Below are 14,201 nucleotides of genomic sequence, written 5' to 3'. Positions count from 1 at the left end.
CCCGCCCCTGAATATCGTAGTAGCAAACATCTCCGGGAGGTGGGAGCCGTGGCGAAGATGACGATAGCCGCAGTAGGCGACCTGTTGATGAAGAGGACCATCATCCAAGCGGCGAGGCGAACCGGTTCGGATTCCTATTCGTTTGCTCCTCTGTTTGCCGGCGTCGCCCCGTATTTGCGCAAGGCCGATCTGACGATCGGCAATCTGGAGACGACGTTTTCCGGACGTGACCCGAGCGGCCGGTACGAACGCAGGAGCAGACGGACAGGCAATCCGCTGTTCAACTGCCCGGATGAACTGGCCGGCGATTTGAAGCGAGCCGGCTTCGACGTGCTGACGACGGCGAACAATCACAGCATGGACGGAGGCGCTTCCGGCTTGCGGCGGACGTTGGCGGTTCTCGACCGGCACGGTATTCGTCACACGGGAACGAGCCGGTCGGCCCAGGAATCCCGACGATACCTGATCGTCCGCGCCAAAGGGATCCGCGTCGGCATCTTGTCCTACACGACCGGAACCAACTCCATTCCGGTGCCCAAGCCTTGGCTCGTCAACCGGATCCGGACCGGGAGGATCTTGGCGGATATGGCGTATCTGAGAAAACGGACGGATCTGCTCGTCGTATGCCTTCATTTCGGGCTGGAATACCATCGGGTTCCCAACGCCAGGCAGAAAAGACTCGTCCGGCTGCTGTTCAAGCACGGGGCCCACGTCATTCTGGGTGCGCATCCGCATGTGCTGCAGCCCGTCGTGTTCCGGAAGACGACAGACATCCGCGGAGAGCTGCGGCATCGCGTTGCCGCCTACTCGCTCGGCAATTTTGTGTCTACCCGTCTGAAGAAAAATCCGCATACGATACGCGCGATGATTCTGCGGATAACGGTCGTCAAAAATCGCCGCGGGATTTCGGACATCGTCCGCATCGCCCGTACGCCCACCCAGGTTCGCCGCGTCCGCATGAAGGGGAGAACCGCCTTCCGGGTGGTTCCCGCGCAACATTGAGGAGGCAGAGCCGGATCGGCCGCTCGCGGGGCGGCACGGTCCTTGCGGAATTTCGGACATGCCCGATTCGCGCCGTCTCCTTATAATAAGGTTGGGGGTGAAGCTACGAGATGTCCGAACCTCGGTACACGAATACCCGACTATGCCCGCTGTGCGGACAGGACAACCGGTGCGGCTATGAAGCCGGCCTGCCCATCGAGGCCTGCTGGTGCTACCGGTCCGGCCCGATTCCGGGCGAACTGCGCGCGCGGGTTCCCGAAGAAAAGCGGGGGTCCTGCATATGCGAAGCCTGTCTGGAGCAATTTCGGCGCGAACATGAGGATCATTGAGCGGTGCGCGTCACCTGAAGAAGGATCGCGAAAGGCGAACAAGCCGAATTCATCTATTCGTTTGGAATCGCGGATACTGCTGAACATTCAACAGAACTCATTGGCATATAATGGATATTCCTCAACTTGTTTTGTCGCCAACGTCCGCCAACGTACATAACATCAATAAAATCGCCCTCCGCCCGGCCAAGAAAGCCGGTTGAAGGGCGATTTTCGTTTTTCAGGCGCTTCCCTGTTATGTTTGCATTCGGCGTTATTGCTGGTTTTCATCCGCACGATTCGCGGATTGGTTCTGCTCGAAAGCTTCCGCTGCTTGCTCCGCGGAGAATTCCGTATCCGCTTCGCCCGGAACCGGCAGCTTGTTCAGCTTGGTCGTCTGCACGTCCGATTTCGACGCTTCGTTATGTTGCTGATGGGGCACGGTCGGCACCTCCCTTCATGCGTGGCATAAGGAATAGCTTTCCATGTGGGGAAAACATTTATGCATTCCCGCCGTATACCCGGTTTTTCCCGCGTCCGAGACGGCCCAGAATTTCTTGTCAACCGTGCGGAGAGGTTTCGATCGGCAAGAGATATGCCGATATACATACCAGAGGCACGAGAGAACAATAACCGCGAAAGGTGATGACATGCCCAAAATCATCAACCATGACGAATATCGCAGACAACTGCTGAACCAATGCTTCGGGTTATTCGCCGAATACGGATATGCTTCCTTATCCATGAGACAGATCGCGGGCTTTTTGGGCGTATCGACGGGCACGCTGTACCATTACTTTCCCAATAAGCTGGCGATGTTCGAGCAACTGCTGATTCTGATAACCGAGGAGGACATCGCCTTTGGCTCCCGGATGATGGAGATAAGCGGCGTGGAGGATCGGCTGAGGGCGTTTTTTACCCATGTCTTCGAGAGCGAAGAACGGTTTATGCGGAAATTTATGATTTTGCACGAATACATCCGGCAGGAGAAAACGGGCGCCGTACCGGAGCAACATTCGGCGATCCAACGGACGATCGGCGAGTATATCCGCTTGTGCGAACAACTCGTCGGAGACCGGAAGATCGGGGTGTTTATGCTGGCCGTGATTCACGGGCTGCTGATCCAGCGCTATATAAATGGGGCGGCGACTTCTTACGAGGAGCAAGCCGAGCTGGCCGTGGATATGATTCTGAGACGAGTGGAGGAACCCTGGGAAAATCACTCGCGGTTACAGCCGAAAGCCCCATGACAGGCTTGCCGATTTGGCGGTACTGATCGTCTCTGGCCGATCCGTCAGCGTCGTCCCCAACGCCCCGGCGTCGTTCAAGCTGCAAGGCGGATGGAGTGATGCCGGGGCAAGGCGGGGGAACAGGCCGTAGGCGCGGCGAGGATCGATGGCCGTGCCCGGATTGACGGCAACAAACGGCATATGCTAATTTTAGGTTATTGATAATGATTATCATTAACCGGAGGGGCGGGCTGAGGCCAGCCGTCTCCTTGCCTGCAGCCAGAGGAGGAGCCTCATGCATATGAACGCGGAATGGCCGGCAGTCAAAGGCCCGGTTGCGTCGCAGCCGAATTCCGGGCCGAATTTGGACGAGGTTAAAGCTTTTATGGATCGGCATTATCATGAGCCGCTTACGACCGGGCAGTTGGCGGAAATGGCCGGTCTCAGTCCGAAATATTTCGCGCATTTGTTCAAAAAAACGTACGGACAGAGCGCCGTCGAATATTTGACGGATCTGCGGATCAACCGGGCGAAGCGGTACTTGGCCGAATCCGGAGCGCGTCTGCGGGAGATCGCGCTTCAGGTGGGGTACAGCGACGAGTTTTATTTCAGCCACAAATTCAAGAAGGAGGTGGGCGTCTCTCCCTCCGATTACAAGAAACAGGCCAGAAGCCGCGTCGCCGCCTGCTCCCCGCCGATTACGGGGCATCTGCTGGCTTTGGATGTCGTACCGGCTGCGGCGCCCCTCGATCCCAAATGGACCGCTTATTACTACAACGACTACCGGACGGCAATCAAGTTCCATCTGAAGCTGACCGAACCTTACAGCCATTTGAAATTCGACGCGAACATCGGCATGCTCTCCCGGATTCGTCCGGACGCCATTATCGGAACGGACCGGCTGTCGGCGGACGAGCGGGCAAAGCTGACGGAGATCGCGCCGTCCTTGTTTATTCCGGAGTCGGAGGACGGCTGGAGAGACCAATTGAGAAAAATCGCCCACTTCCTCAACCGGGAGGAGGCGGCGGAACGATGGATTCAACGCTACGAGCGGCAGGCGGAGTTCGTCCGGGAGCGCATCGGCAAGGTGTTGGGCGGCGAACGGATTCTGGTTCTGAGAATATACGGCAGCCGCCTGCACGTCTACTGGAACCGGGGGCTGGAGGACGTGCTGCGCCGGGATCTGCGGCTTGAAGCCGCCGACAGAGGCGGATCATCCGTCCGCAACACGCCTATTACGCTGGAGCAACTGCGCGAGCTGAACCCGGACCGGATGCTGCTGGCCGTCTGCCCGGATACCGCTTCGCGGACGTATTGGCTGGCCTTGCAGCACTCCTCCGCTTGGTGGCAGCTGAAGGCGGTCAGGAAACGCCGCGTGTATCCGATCCCGTCGGACCCGTGGTTCGAATATTCGGCTGTTGCCGTCAGCCGGATTCTGGATGAAGCCCTGCTGCTGTTCACGGGAAAAAGTACAAAGGCTTTGCCGCATTAAGTACATGGCCTCCGGGCAAGCGATGACTTATAATCCTCCTCGTTGAGAATGGTTATCACAGGAGGGATCGTCCCATGTATCGAAATGCCAGCGGATTTGGCCGCGCGCTGCGAAATGCCGCTGTTGTCCTGCTCTGCGCCGTTGTGGGCGGGGGCCTGCTTGCCGCCTGCGGCTCCGGGGAGAACAAGGAGCCACCGCCCAGTCCTTCCGGCACCCAGGGCGCCGCTTCTACCGCACCCGCCGCGGGGGCAAACAGTCCGGAGCCGGCGGGAGAACGCAAGGTGAAGGACGAGCTCGGCCACGAACTTGTCGTCCCGGCATCACCCAAGCGGATTTTCGCGCCGTATCTGGAGGATTCTCTCCTCAAGCTCGGTCTGAAGCCCGTCGCCCAGTGGTCCAACGGCAATCAGGCGCTTGAGTATTTGCAAGAGGAGTTAAAGGACGTGCCGAAGCTCGACCTCTCGACCGGATTGCCTTCGCCGGAGGTGCTCCTGTCGTACAATCCCGATTTGATCATCCTGCACACTTCGAGCTATGCGGGCAACGGCGTTTACGAGAACTATTCCAAAATCGCGCCGACTTATGTATTCAACAACGCGTCCGGCAATATCGAGAAGTCGCTGCTCGCGCTGGGAGAGCTGGTGGGCAAACAGGCCGAAGCGGAGCAAGCGCTGAAGGCGTACCGGGACAAAGCGGAGACGGCGAAGAAGAAGCTGGAGCAGGCGGTCGGGGGCAAAAAAGTCGCGATTCTCCGTTTTGCTCCCAAAGGCGTCAGTCTCATGGGCGCCAACTATTTGTGCGGCTACGTCGTGCATCAGGATCTCGGGCTCGGCCGTTCGAAGCTGGTGGAGAAAGAAAACAGCGCGAACATCACCTTGGAGATCTTGCCGGAGCTTGACGCGGATTATATCTTTGTGATCAATCAATACGGCCAAGGGACGGAGCGTCTCCGGGAGATGACGGAAAGCCCGGTCTGGAAGAGCATTCCCGCCGTGAAGCAGGGACATGTGTACGAATTAAACGATATGCACTGGCTGGGCAGCGGGCTGATCGCTTACGAGAAGATGATCGACGATACGCTCAAGCTGCTGGTCCAATAGCGGTATAAGGAGCGATGGAAACCATGGAACAACACAATCGGGATTCCGCCGAGGCGTTAACCCATTCGCGCCCCAGGTTCGACATCCCCCGCACCTTCCAGTGGGACATGCGCTCGCGCGCGGAAAACCGGCCGTATCGCATTTTCCTGTCGATTCCGCCCGGCGAACCGCCCGAAACGGGTTATCCGGTGATTTATCTGCTGGATGCGAATTCAGTATTCGGCACGATGGCGGAGGCGGTGCGCCTGCAGAGCGGCAGGCCCGACAAGACCGGAGTCGTGCCGGCCGTCGTCGTCGGGATCGGCTATCGGACGGACACCCCGTTCGGGCTTGAACGCTATTACGACCTGACGCCGGCGCCAAGCGACCGGTATACCCGGAAGCCGGACGGAACGCCCCTCCCCGAGCAGGGCGGAGCGGCGGCGTTCCTGCAATTTATCGAGGAGGATCTGAAGCCGCTGATCGAACGAGAAACGGCGATCGACCGCGGGAGACAGACGATTTTCGGCCATTCGCTGGGAGGGCTGTTCGTCCTGTATGCGTTGTTCGCCAAGCCTCATGCCTTCCGCCATTATGTTGCCGGCAGTCCGTCCGTACACTGGATTCCGGCCTATATGGAGGAAGCGGAGCAGTCATTCGTCTCGCGCCTCGCGCGGGAGCGCGTACAGGCCGATGTTCTGATCGCCATGGGAGGACTGGAGCGGGGACACGTCTCCGGCAATTTCGACAGCGCCAGAGCACTCGCCGAACGGCTGTCCGCCTATTCCGGCCGGGGATTAAAGGTTCTGTTCAGGGAGTTCGAGGACGAAGGCCACGTATCGGTTCTGCCTCCCTTGATCAGCCGCGCGCTGCGGTTTGCCTTGCAGCCGGAAGCTTGATGCGACAAGCGCCACGGAAGCTTGCACGTCCGTGGCGCTTTTTTATTTGGAAGATCATGAAGGTTGATTCGCCGAATAACAGCCGGACGACTGCCCTCTGGCATAAGGGCGGGCGGCAGGTTATAATAGATCAATTATAAGGTTCCGGCGCGGAGCTGCGGACCGCTGCGCGCGGCTCGGACTGTCTCGGGCGGCAAGCCGCTTGTGCCACCGGAACGGCATACCGGGTTATGATCTCACGCGAAAAGAAGAGGATCACGCATGAACCAATCGATCTACGGACTGACGCTCGAACAGCTAACGGCATGGCTGGAGGAGCGCGGACATAAAAAATCCCGGGCCGTGCAGGTTTGGGAATGGTTATACCGGAAGCGGGCCGCGGCGTTCTCGGACATGACCGATGTGCATCCGGCATGCCTGGAACTGCTGGCCAGCCACTTCGCGATTCAAACCGCGAGCGAGCATCTCCGGCAGACGTCGGCGGACGGCACGGTCAAATTTTTGTTCAGGCTGGCGGATGGCAATCTGATCGAAACCGTGCTGATGCGCCATAAATACGGTTTGTCCGTCTGCGTGACGACGCAGGTCGGCTGCAATATCGGCTGCAGCTTCTGCGCCAGCGGATTGCTGGCGAAAAGCCGCGATCTGTCGGCAGGCGAGATCGTGGAGCAGATCATGAAGGTGCAGCTTCATCTGGATCAGGCCGGGCAGGGCGAGAAAGTCAGCCATATCGTCGTCATGGGTATCGGGGAGCCGTTCGACAACTTCGAGAACCTCATGACGTTCCTGCGCGTCGTGACCCATCCCAAAGGACTGGCGATCGGCCCCCGGCATATTACGGTTTCGACAAGCGGACTGGCCGACAAAATCTACGCGTTCGCGGACGCCGAACCCCAGGTCAATCTGGCGGTCTCGCTGCACGCGCCGAACGACGAGCTGCGCACGCGCATCATGAAGATCAACCGGGCGATCCCGATCGCCAAGCTGATGGAGGCCATCGATTATTATCTGGCCAAGCGGAAGCGCAAGGTTACGCTGGAGTACATCCTGCTGAAGGATATCAACGACCGGCCGGAGCATGCGCTGGAGCTGGTCGAACTGATCGGAGACCGCAAGGAAATGGCGGCGGTGAACCTCATTCCTTATAACCCCGTCGACGAGCACAGCCAGTATCGGCGCAGCGAGCCGGAGTCGGTGAGGGCATTTTACGATGTGTTGAAAAAACACGGGATCAACTGCAGCGTGCGGCTTGAGCACGGAACGGATATCGACGCCGCTTGCGGCCAGCTTCGCAGCAAGCAGATTCAAAAGGATACAGCCGGCGCCCATCAGCCCGGCACAGCCGCCCCGGCTCGGTAGAGCCGGGGTTATTCGTCAAGGGACGTCGCGCGGGAGGGCGGTCTGTCGGAAAGTTGCGGTCTTATTCCGCGCCTCTATATAACGGTTCCCGATTCGCTTATACTGGCGGTAACGGGGTGATCGGATGGACCAGGAGCTGTTCGACCGGATATACCAATCGGTCGTCCGCCGGGAAGCGACCTATGACGGCATCTATTATACGGGCGTGCGGACGACCCGGATCGTGTGCCGGCCGACCTGCAAGGCCAAGACGCCGAAAGCCGAGAATGTGACCTTCTACCCGTCATTGGAGATGGCATTGCAAGACGGCTACCGGCCCTGCAAGCGCTGCAAGCCGGAGTCGAACGGAAGGCTGCGGCCGGATGCCGCGCTGGCGGCGCAGGTGGACGCCGTCATCGAAGCCCGGTTCGCCGGTAAGCTGACCTTGCGGGCGATCGCGGAGTCCCTCTCCGTAAGCCCGTATCATCTGCAGCGGGTGTACAAGCAAGTAAACGGATATTCGCCGGCGCAGAAACTCGAACAAACCAGACTGGCTCACGCCAAGAGGCTGCTTGCTCATTCCGGCGATGCCGTCGCCGATGTCGCGGCGGCCGTCGGTTACGGAAGCCCGTCCCACTTCTCCGCCTGGTTCAGCCGCAGGACGGGCCGTTCGCCCACGGAATATCGGAATGCATGCCGAGGAGGCGACTTGATGTGATGTCCCGTAAAGCATATCGTCATAAGCTGGCCGGACCGGCGGGCGCGTGGACGCTGCTGGCGACGGAGCAAGGTCTATGCCGGATCTTGTATCCGCAGGAAGAGGCGTCGCAAGCCGGACCGTGGCTGGACCGCTGTCTGCCTCACGGGGAGTGGGCGGACGATCGCGGCTTGTTCGACGAATTCGGCATCATCGACCGGCTGGAACGCTACTTCGCGGGCCAGCCGGTCCGCTTCGACGACATCCCCCTCGATCTGCGGGGAACCGACTTTCAGCGGAAGGTCTGGGAGGGGCTGCGCCCCATTCCGTACGGTCAAGCCTGGACGTACAAGCAGTTGGCCGAGTCGATCGGGAAGCCGAAGGCCGTACGCGCGGTCGGGGCGGCGAACGGGCGGAATCCGGTCCCGATCGTCGTCCCCTGCCATAGGGTTGTCGGTTCGAACGGGACGCTGACGGGCTATAGAGGCGGTCTTCGCATCAAAAAGCGGCTCCTCGATCTGGAAGGAGTGGCCGGATTGGAGGCGACCGGACATGAACGATTCCGCTTTTGAGCTGCCGCTGCCCTCCTTGTTCAGCTTCCGCGAATGTCTGGCTTATATGGCCCGCTCGCCGCTGGAATGTCTGTATGAGGCGGACGGCGAATCGGTCACCCGGCTCGTCCGGGCCGGCTCCGGAACCGCGCTGGTCAGGCTGACTTGCCCGGGGGAGCGGGCGATGCGCGTGCAGGTATTGGGCGGCTCGGTTTCCCAGCAGGAACGGGAGCTCCTCATCCGGTATATCCGGGATTGGTTCGATCTGGATCGGGATCTCGAACCGTTTATGGCCATTGCCCGGACGGACTCGCTGGCGGGGCCGCTGGTTCGCGAACGGGCGGGGCTGCGCATCGTCGGCATTCCCGACCTGTTCGAAGCGCTTTGCTGGGCGATCGTCGGCCAGCAGGTCAATCTGGCGTTCGCCTACAAGCTGAAGCGGCGGTTGACGGAGGCTTACGGGGAGTCGGCCGAACGGGAGGGAACCGTCTATCGGCTGTTCCCGCAGCCCGAGCGGTTGGCCGGCGCGTCCGTCGAGGAGCTGTACGGGCTTCAGCTCACGAGAAACAAGGCCATCGCGGTCCTGACGGTGGCGGAGCGGATGGCCGGCGGACAGTTGAGCCGCGAACGGCTGCTGGCGTTGCCCGATTCCCAAGCGGTCGATCGAGAGCTGACGGCGATACGGGGAGTGGGGCCCTGGACCTCCCAGTATGTGCGGATGAGATGCTTGGGCGACCCGACTTCTCTGCCGATCGGCGACGCCGGGCTTCAAAATGCCGCGAAGATCTTGCTGGGCCTGGATCGGAAGCCAACCGAACCGGAACTGAGGGATTTGTTTGCCCCGTGGCGGGGGTGGGAATCTTACCTGACCTTTTATTTATGGCGGACGCTTTATTAGGTGGCCGATGCGGCCGCCGGCCCAAGAGCGGGCCGGCCTGCCGTCACTTCAGGATTTTCTTCAGCAGACGGATCTTGTCGCCGTAAGGTGGAAATGCCAGCTTGATATCGAACCGGGTGCTTTTGCGCAGGATGCTCTTGCGGTGGGAGAACACGTCGAAGCTGTGTTTTCCGTGATAGGCTCCGAATCCGGACGGGCCGACGCCGCCGAACGGAAGATGGTGGTTCGCCACGTGCATGATCGTATCGTTGACGCAGCCGCCGCCGAACGGCACGCGGCTCAGCACCTCGCGCTCCACGCTGCGGTCTTCGGTGAATACATACAAGGCTAACGGCTTCGGGCGATCCAGAATCATGCGGATCGCGTCGTCCAGCCGGCGGTACGTCAGGATGGGCAGGATCGGCCCGAAGATCTCGTCCTCCATGGAAGCGTCTTCCCAGGAAGCGGGATCGATCAGCGTGGGTTCGATATAGAGATCTTCCCGGTTCGACGCGCCGCCATAGGCGATTTTCTCCCGATCCCGTTCCAGTATGGTCGCCAGCCGGTCGAAGTGGCGCGTATTCACGATACGGCCGTAGTCCGGGCTTTTGGACGCATCCTCTCCGTAAAAGCCGACAACCGCCGCTTTCATCTTGTCGACAAGCCGCTCCTTCACGCTCTCATGAACCAGGACGTAGTCTGGAGAGATGCAGGTTTGGCCGGCATTCAACAGCTTGCCCCACATGATCCTTTTGGCGGCCAGGTCGAGATTGGCGCTGGCGTCGACGATGACCGGGCTCTTCCCGCCCAGCTCCAGCGTGACCGGCGTCAGATTCGCGGCGGCGGCCTGCATGACGATTTTGCCTACCGGCACGCTCCCGGTGAAGAAGATATGGTCGAACGGGGCGCGGATCAAGGCGGACGTCGTCTCTTTCTCCCCCTCGACCACCCGGATGTAGCGCTCGTCGAACGTCTCCCGGATGAGGGCCCCGATGACGGCCGACACGGCCGGCGTATGCTCCGACGGCTTGAGGACGGCGCAGTTGCCGGCGGCGATCGCTCCGATGAGCGGTTCGATCAAGAGCTGGAACGGATAGTTGAACGGCCCGATAATCAATACCGTGCCGTACGGTTCGCTGACGATATAGCTGCGGGACGGCTGCAGATGGACCGGCGTCCGGACCTTCTGCGGCTTCATCCAGCGCTTGAGATGCTTCATCGTATAGCGGATGCTCATCAGCGCGAAGCCCGTCTCCGTCGCCAGCGCTTCGAACTCGCTTTTGCGCAGATCCCGATGGAGAGCGGCCTTGATGTCCCGGTCGTACCGGATCATGGCGTCCCGGAGCTTGCCGAGCTGCTCCAGCCGGAACTTCAGACTCCGCGTATGCCCCTCGCGATAAAACTGGCGGTGCGCGTCAAGAATGTCCCGGACTTGTTCGGGTGTAACTCCTTCCACAAGCAACGCCCCTTTTTTGGTTTCAGTGTACCAAGTTTGACGGACGATTGCCATGCGGCGCTCCGTTGCGGAATAGGCCTGAACCGGTCTTGCGCATGGCCAAACCGAATTTTCAAGGACGTTTACCAGTTCTTTATCTGTTTGGCGACGGGGGATGACAATCGTTCGTTATACTGGCGGCCAAGGAAGGAGTGAACGCGATGACGACGCAATCGGCGCACAAGGTTCCGATTATCGCTTCGATCACGAATCCCGAACAAGTCGAGGCGGCGGTTCGCAGCAGCGTGAAGCGGGTTAATCTGGTAGCGGGCAACATCCTTCGGCTCGGGGAGTTGATCGGGAGTCTGCGCGCCCACGGCAAGCAGGTTTATGTCCATCTGGAAATGGTCAATGGGCTCGGTCGCGACCGGTACGCCGTCGAGTATCTGGCGCATACCTTCGGAATCGACGGGATCGTCTCGACCAAGAGCAACGCGATCGCAGCCGCCCGGCAGGTCGGGATCAAATCCATCCAGCGCATTTTCGCCATCGATACGACGGCGGTGGAAACGGCGATTAAAATGGTCGGGCAAAGCCAGCCGGATGAAGTAGAGCTGATGCCCGGATTGATGCCGCGGGTGATCCGCGAGCTTAAGGACGTCGTCCGTCAGCCGCTGATCGCAGGCGGATTGATCCGAAGCGAAGAGGAGATTCGGACGGCCCTGGACAGCGGCGCGGACTACGTGTCGATCGGCGACCAGCGTTTCTGGCGTTGAGACGCGATTCGCCGCGCCCCGTCCGGGAACGATAACGTCCCCGCCGGACCTCCGGTCGGGGACGTTCCGTTTATTACAGATGCAGCCACCAGATTCCCGCGCATTCGGGCAGCCGGACAAGCCGCTCGGCGGCGACGCGTTCGGCCAGCTCCGGACCGAAGAAGAAGCGCGTCAGCTCCTCGGCCTGCCGGACATCGTCGAACCGGTAGTCGGTGCGGACCCACCGGTGGGAGAACCCGTACGTCTCGACCAGAGCGGCATAGTACGGGATCAGGAAATCGGGGGGATTCGGCGTCTCGAAGCCGGTGCCCATCGTCTCGAAGATGACGATCGTTCCCTTGTCCCGCAGCACTCTCCGCGCTTCGCCGATGATGGCCCGCAGGTTGCTCTCCCAGTTGGCGTTATGGGAGCCCGCCAGGTAACAGATGCTCCAGCCCGCCACGACCAGATCCGCGCTGTTGTCCTCCAGGGGCAGCTTCCGCAGGTCGGCCGTCTGCGTCCGCCAATTCGTCAGCCCGGCCTGCTTCAGCCGCTCGGCGGCGATCCGAAGCATCGCTTCGGAGGCGTCCAACGCGACGATCGATCGGGCCTCGGGAGCCAGCTCCACCGTCAGTCGCCCCGTGCCCGCCCCGACATCGGCGATGTCCAGCCCCCGGCAAGGCCGAATGGACTCCACGGCACGCCGCAAGCCCGCTTGCTTCGAGATCAGCAAGTGATACCGCTCCGCTTGTTGTTCATAAATCGTACGATGATCCGGCATGTGCAACCTCCTGATTTCTGGATTGACGCGCGCGCCGTCCCATCGTAAACGTTGACGCCGGGTCAAGGTCAAGGCCGCAAATATTCGATCCCGTTTATATATTTGCGCAAGGCCGGGGGGATGCGGATCGAGCCGTCTTCCTCCTGATGGTTCTCCAGCAGCGGGATGAGGATGCGGGGCGAAGCGACGGCGGTGTTGTTGAGCGTGTGGCAGAACCGGACCCGGCCTTCGGCATCGCGATAGCGGATATTGGAGCGGCGAGCCTGGAAGTCGAGCAGGTTCGACGACGAATGGGTTTCCCCGTATGCCCGGCGGCTCGGCATCCACGTCTCGATGTCGACCTGCTTGTAGGTCTTCTGCGACATGTCGCCCGTGCAGACGGCCATCACCCGATAAGGCAGCTCCAGGAGCTGGAGCAGTTGTTCCGCGTTGCGCGTAATCTCGTCAAACAACCGCTCCGACAGCTCCAGGTTGTCCTCGCAGATTACCACCTGCTCCACCTTCGAGAACTGGTGCACGCGATACAAGCCGTGCACATCCCGGCCGGCGGAGCCGACCTCGTTGCGGAAGCACATCGAGACGGCGGCCAGACGGATCGGTTCCGATACGTCGACGATTTCGCCGCTGTAGTACGACACAAGCGGAACTTCCGACGTGCCGACCAGCCATTTGCCGTCCTCGGCCATCCGGTACGTCTGGCTCTCGCCCAGCGGGAAAAATCCCGTATTAGTCAGCGCTTCGCCCCGGACCATGAGCGGCACCTCCAGCAGCCTGAACCCTCCGGCGGTCAGCAGATCGAGCGCGAGCTGCTGCACGGCCCGGTGCAGCAGCGCTCCGGCTCCGGTCAAATAGTAGTGGCGGCTTCCCGCCGTTTTCACCCCGCGGGGAATGTCGATCATCCGGTGGAGCTCGCCCAGCGCCACGTGGTCCCGCGGTTCGAAGGCGAAGCTGGGGAGTCCGCCGACCCGCTTGAGCTCGACGTTGTCCGCGTCCGAGCGCCCAATCGGCGTGTCGGGCGAGACGATATTGGGGACGAGCATCATCAGCCTCCTATACTCGCGCTCCGCCTCCCGGCAGTCGGCCTCCAGGGCCCTTAACCGACCGTTCAGCTCCTTGACCCGGCGTTTTTTACGTTCGGTGTTTTCGCGGCTGTCCCGCTTGACGAGACGGGCGATCTCCTCGCTCTGTCGGTTTCGTTCCTGCCGCAGCTCCTCAATCCGCCGCCGCAGCAGACGCCGATCGTCATCCCGCCGGAGCAATTCCGGGATCGAGACCTCAATCCCTTTCTGGTCGGCGATCGCTTGAATCCGCTCCGGATTTTCCCTGATTTGCTTGATGTCCAACATGGCCCCGCACTCTCCTTTGGTCGAAATACAAAAAGCGCCCTTGTCCGTATGGGACGAGGAGCGCTTCGATCTCGCGGTGCCACCCAAATTGACCGGACAGGCAGTTGTCCGATCCACTTTTGTTCCGCGTTAACGGGCGGACCCGGTTAGCTTAGGGGGAAGCTTCGTTCCCCTTGACGAAAACGCCTCCGAGTTGGATGCTCTTCATCGGCATGATCGCGGTATTCGGTGTTTTGTGCAAGTATAGCGCATGCGGAGGTTCAAATCAAGGGGGAGCCGCATGAAGTGTTGTTGTTCCGTGATAATGTCACGGTGTAACTGTTCTGAGATAATGTCACTATGGGACAGGAGTTTATGACATTGACCAGAGCAGAACTGAAGAAGGTACTTGTAGTGGAGAAGATTCTGGATG

The 14,201-nt window shown here is 60.4% G+C and carries 15 protein-coding genes; 11 read left to right on the top strand and 4 right to left on the bottom strand.

Annotated elements, in window-relative coordinates:
- Positions 1-57 precede the first annotated feature (57 nt).
- Positions 58-1,002, top strand: a complete 945-nt coding sequence (locus tag FE781_RS15905) for a CapA family protein (RefSeq protein ID WP_246068214.1) — start codon at positions 58-60, stop codon at positions 1,000-1,002.
- Positions 1,003-1,112: 110 nt separating this feature from the next.
- Positions 1,113-1,331, top strand: a complete 219-nt coding sequence (locus tag FE781_RS15900; protein WP_138790603.1) for a cysteine-rich CWC family protein — start codon at positions 1,113-1,115, stop codon at positions 1,329-1,331.
- Positions 1,332-1,584: 253 nt separating this feature from the next.
- On the opposite strand, the gene FE781_RS17550 is transcribed toward FE781_RS15900, so the two are convergent.
- Positions 1,585-1,752 (bottom strand): hypothetical protein, encoded by a 168-nt coding sequence (locus FE781_RS17550; protein ID WP_170209570.1) that lies wholly within the window; start codon positions 1,750-1,752, stop codon positions 1,585-1,587.
- 208 nt (positions 1,753-1,960) lie between these two features.
- Here FE781_RS17550 and FE781_RS15895 point away from each other — a divergent pair, with 208 nt between their 5' ends.
- From FE781_RS15895 to FE781_RS15855, 8 genes are all read left to right on the top strand, one after another.
- A complete protein-coding gene (locus FE781_RS15895; RefSeq protein WP_170209569.1) occupies positions 1,961-2,560 on the top strand; it encodes a TetR/AcrR family transcriptional regulator in 600 nt (199 codons plus the stop codon).
- 280 nt (positions 2,561-2,840) lie between these two features.
- On the top strand, positions 2,841-4,031 hold the full coding sequence (locus FE781_RS15885; RefSeq protein WP_138790600.1) for a helix-turn-helix domain-containing protein: 1,191 nt from the start codon (positions 2,841-2,843) through the stop codon (positions 4,029-4,031).
- Positions 4,032-4,105: 74 nt separating this feature from the next.
- Positions 4,106-5,131 carry an ABC transporter substrate-binding protein gene (locus FE781_RS15880; RefSeq protein ID WP_138790599.1) on the top strand — a complete coding sequence of 342 codons (1,026 nt, stop codon included), beginning with the start codon at positions 4,106-4,108 and terminating at the stop codon, positions 5,129-5,131.
- A gap of 23 nt (positions 5,132-5,154) precedes the next feature.
- Complete coding sequence (locus FE781_RS15875) at positions 5,155-6,009, top strand: alpha/beta hydrolase (RefSeq protein ID WP_138790598.1); 855 nt, start codon at positions 5,155-5,157, stop codon at positions 6,007-6,009.
- A 261-nt stretch (positions 6,010-6,270) separates the two neighbouring features.
- Positions 6,271-7,368, top strand: coding sequence for a dual-specificity RNA methyltransferase RlmN (rlmN, locus tag FE781_RS15870; RefSeq protein WP_138790597.1), 1,098 nt, complete (start codon positions 6,271-6,273; stop codon positions 7,366-7,368).
- A 124-nt stretch (positions 7,369-7,492) separates the two neighbouring features.
- Complete coding sequence (locus FE781_RS15865) at positions 7,493-8,065, top strand: bifunctional transcriptional activator/DNA repair enzyme AdaA (RefSeq protein ID WP_138790596.1); 573 nt, start codon at positions 7,493-7,495, stop codon at positions 8,063-8,065.
- A complete protein-coding gene (locus tag FE781_RS18030; RefSeq protein WP_138790595.1) occupies positions 8,065-8,616 on the top strand; it encodes a methylated-DNA--[protein]-cysteine S-methyltransferase in 552 nt (183 codons plus the stop codon). Before FE781_RS15865 ends, FE781_RS18030 begins: the two co-directional genes overlap by 1 nt.
- Positions 8,597-9,493 (top strand): DNA-3-methyladenine glycosylase family protein, encoded by an 897-nt coding sequence (locus FE781_RS15855; RefSeq protein WP_138790594.1) that lies wholly within the window; start codon positions 8,597-8,599, stop codon positions 9,491-9,493. The genes FE781_RS18030 and FE781_RS15855 overlap by 20 nt, the downstream gene beginning before the upstream one ends.
- A 43-nt stretch (positions 9,494-9,536) precedes the next feature.
- Here FE781_RS15855 and FE781_RS15850 read toward each other — a convergent pair whose 3' ends face one another.
- A complete protein-coding gene (locus FE781_RS15850) occupies positions 9,537-10,928 on the bottom strand; it encodes an aldehyde dehydrogenase (protein ID WP_246068212.1) in 1,392 nt (463 codons plus the stop codon).
- Between the two features lie 200 nt (positions 10,929-11,128).
- Here FE781_RS15850 and FE781_RS15845 point away from each other — a divergent pair, with 200 nt between their 5' ends.
- Entirely contained in the window at positions 11,129-11,683 is a 555-nt protein-coding gene (locus tag FE781_RS15845; protein WP_138790592.1) for a glycerol-3-phosphate responsive antiterminator, read from the top strand.
- Between the two features lie 73 nt (positions 11,684-11,756).
- On the opposite strand, the gene FE781_RS15840 is transcribed toward FE781_RS15845, so the two are convergent.
- Together FE781_RS15840 and serS are read right to left on the bottom strand one after the other, a co-directional pair.
- Complete coding sequence (locus tag FE781_RS15840; RefSeq protein ID WP_138790591.1) at positions 11,757-12,443, bottom strand: class I SAM-dependent methyltransferase; 687 nt, start codon at positions 12,441-12,443, stop codon at positions 11,757-11,759.
- Positions 12,444-12,511: 68 nt separating this feature from the next.
- Positions 12,512-13,789 (bottom strand): serine--tRNA ligase, encoded by a 1,278-nt coding sequence (gene serS, locus FE781_RS15835; protein ID WP_138790590.1) that lies wholly within the window; start codon positions 13,787-13,789, stop codon positions 12,512-12,514.
- Positions 13,790-14,201: the final 412 nt, after the last annotated feature.

The organism is Paenibacillus thermoaerophilus (assembly GCF_005938195.1).
GTDB lineage: Bacteria > Bacillota > Bacilli > Paenibacillales > Reconciliibacillaceae > Paenibacillus_W > Paenibacillus_W thermoaerophilus.
Note: the sequence above shows the minus strand (reverse complement) of the source record. Positions and strands in the feature narration are given on the sequence as shown.

Excerpts from the sequence above, each read along its gene's own strand:
- FE781_RS15865 (WP_138790596.1), top strand. The coding sequence starts at position 7,493 with ATGGACCAGGAGCTGTTCGACCGGATATACCAATCGGTCGTCCGCCGG.
- FE781_RS15880 (WP_138790599.1), top strand. The coding sequence starts at position 4,106 with ATGTATCGAAATGCCAGCGGATTTGGCCGCGCGCTGCGAAATGCCGCT.
- FE781_RS15900 (WP_138790603.1), top strand. The coding sequence starts at position 1,113 with ATGTCCGAACCTCGGTACACGAATACCCGACTATGCCCGCTGTGCGGA.
- FE781_RS15840 (WP_138790591.1), bottom strand. The coding sequence starts at position 12,443 with ATGCCGGATCATCGTACGATTTATGAACAACAAGCGGAGCGGTATCAC.
- FE781_RS15855 (WP_138790594.1), top strand. The coding sequence starts at position 8,597 with ATGAACGATTCCGCTTTTGAGCTGCCGCTGCCCTCCTTGTTCAGCTTC.
- FE781_RS15885 (WP_138790600.1), top strand. The coding sequence starts at position 2,841 with ATGAACGCGGAATGGCCGGCAGTCAAAGGCCCGGTTGCGTCGCAGCCG.
- FE781_RS15905 (WP_246068214.1), top strand. The coding sequence starts at position 58 with ATGACGATAGCCGCAGTAGGCGACCTGTTGATGAAGAGGACCATCATC.
- FE781_RS15875 (WP_138790598.1), top strand. The coding sequence starts at position 5,155 with ATGGAACAACACAATCGGGATTCCGCCGAGGCGTTAACCCATTCGCGC.
- FE781_RS18030 (WP_138790595.1), top strand. The coding sequence starts at position 8,065 with ATGTCCCGTAAAGCATATCGTCATAAGCTGGCCGGACCGGCGGGCGCG.
- serS (WP_138790590.1), bottom strand. The coding sequence starts at position 13,789 with ATGTTGGACATCAAGCAAATCAGGGAAAATCCGGAGCGGATTCAAGCG.
- rlmN (WP_138790597.1), top strand. The coding sequence starts at position 6,271 with ATGAACCAATCGATCTACGGACTGACGCTCGAACAGCTAACGGCATGG.
- FE781_RS15845 (WP_138790592.1), top strand. The coding sequence starts at position 11,129 with ATGACGACGCAATCGGCGCACAAGGTTCCGATTATCGCTTCGATCACG.
- FE781_RS15895 (WP_170209569.1), top strand. The coding sequence starts at position 1,961 with ATGCCCAAAATCATCAACCATGACGAATATCGCAGACAACTGCTGAAC.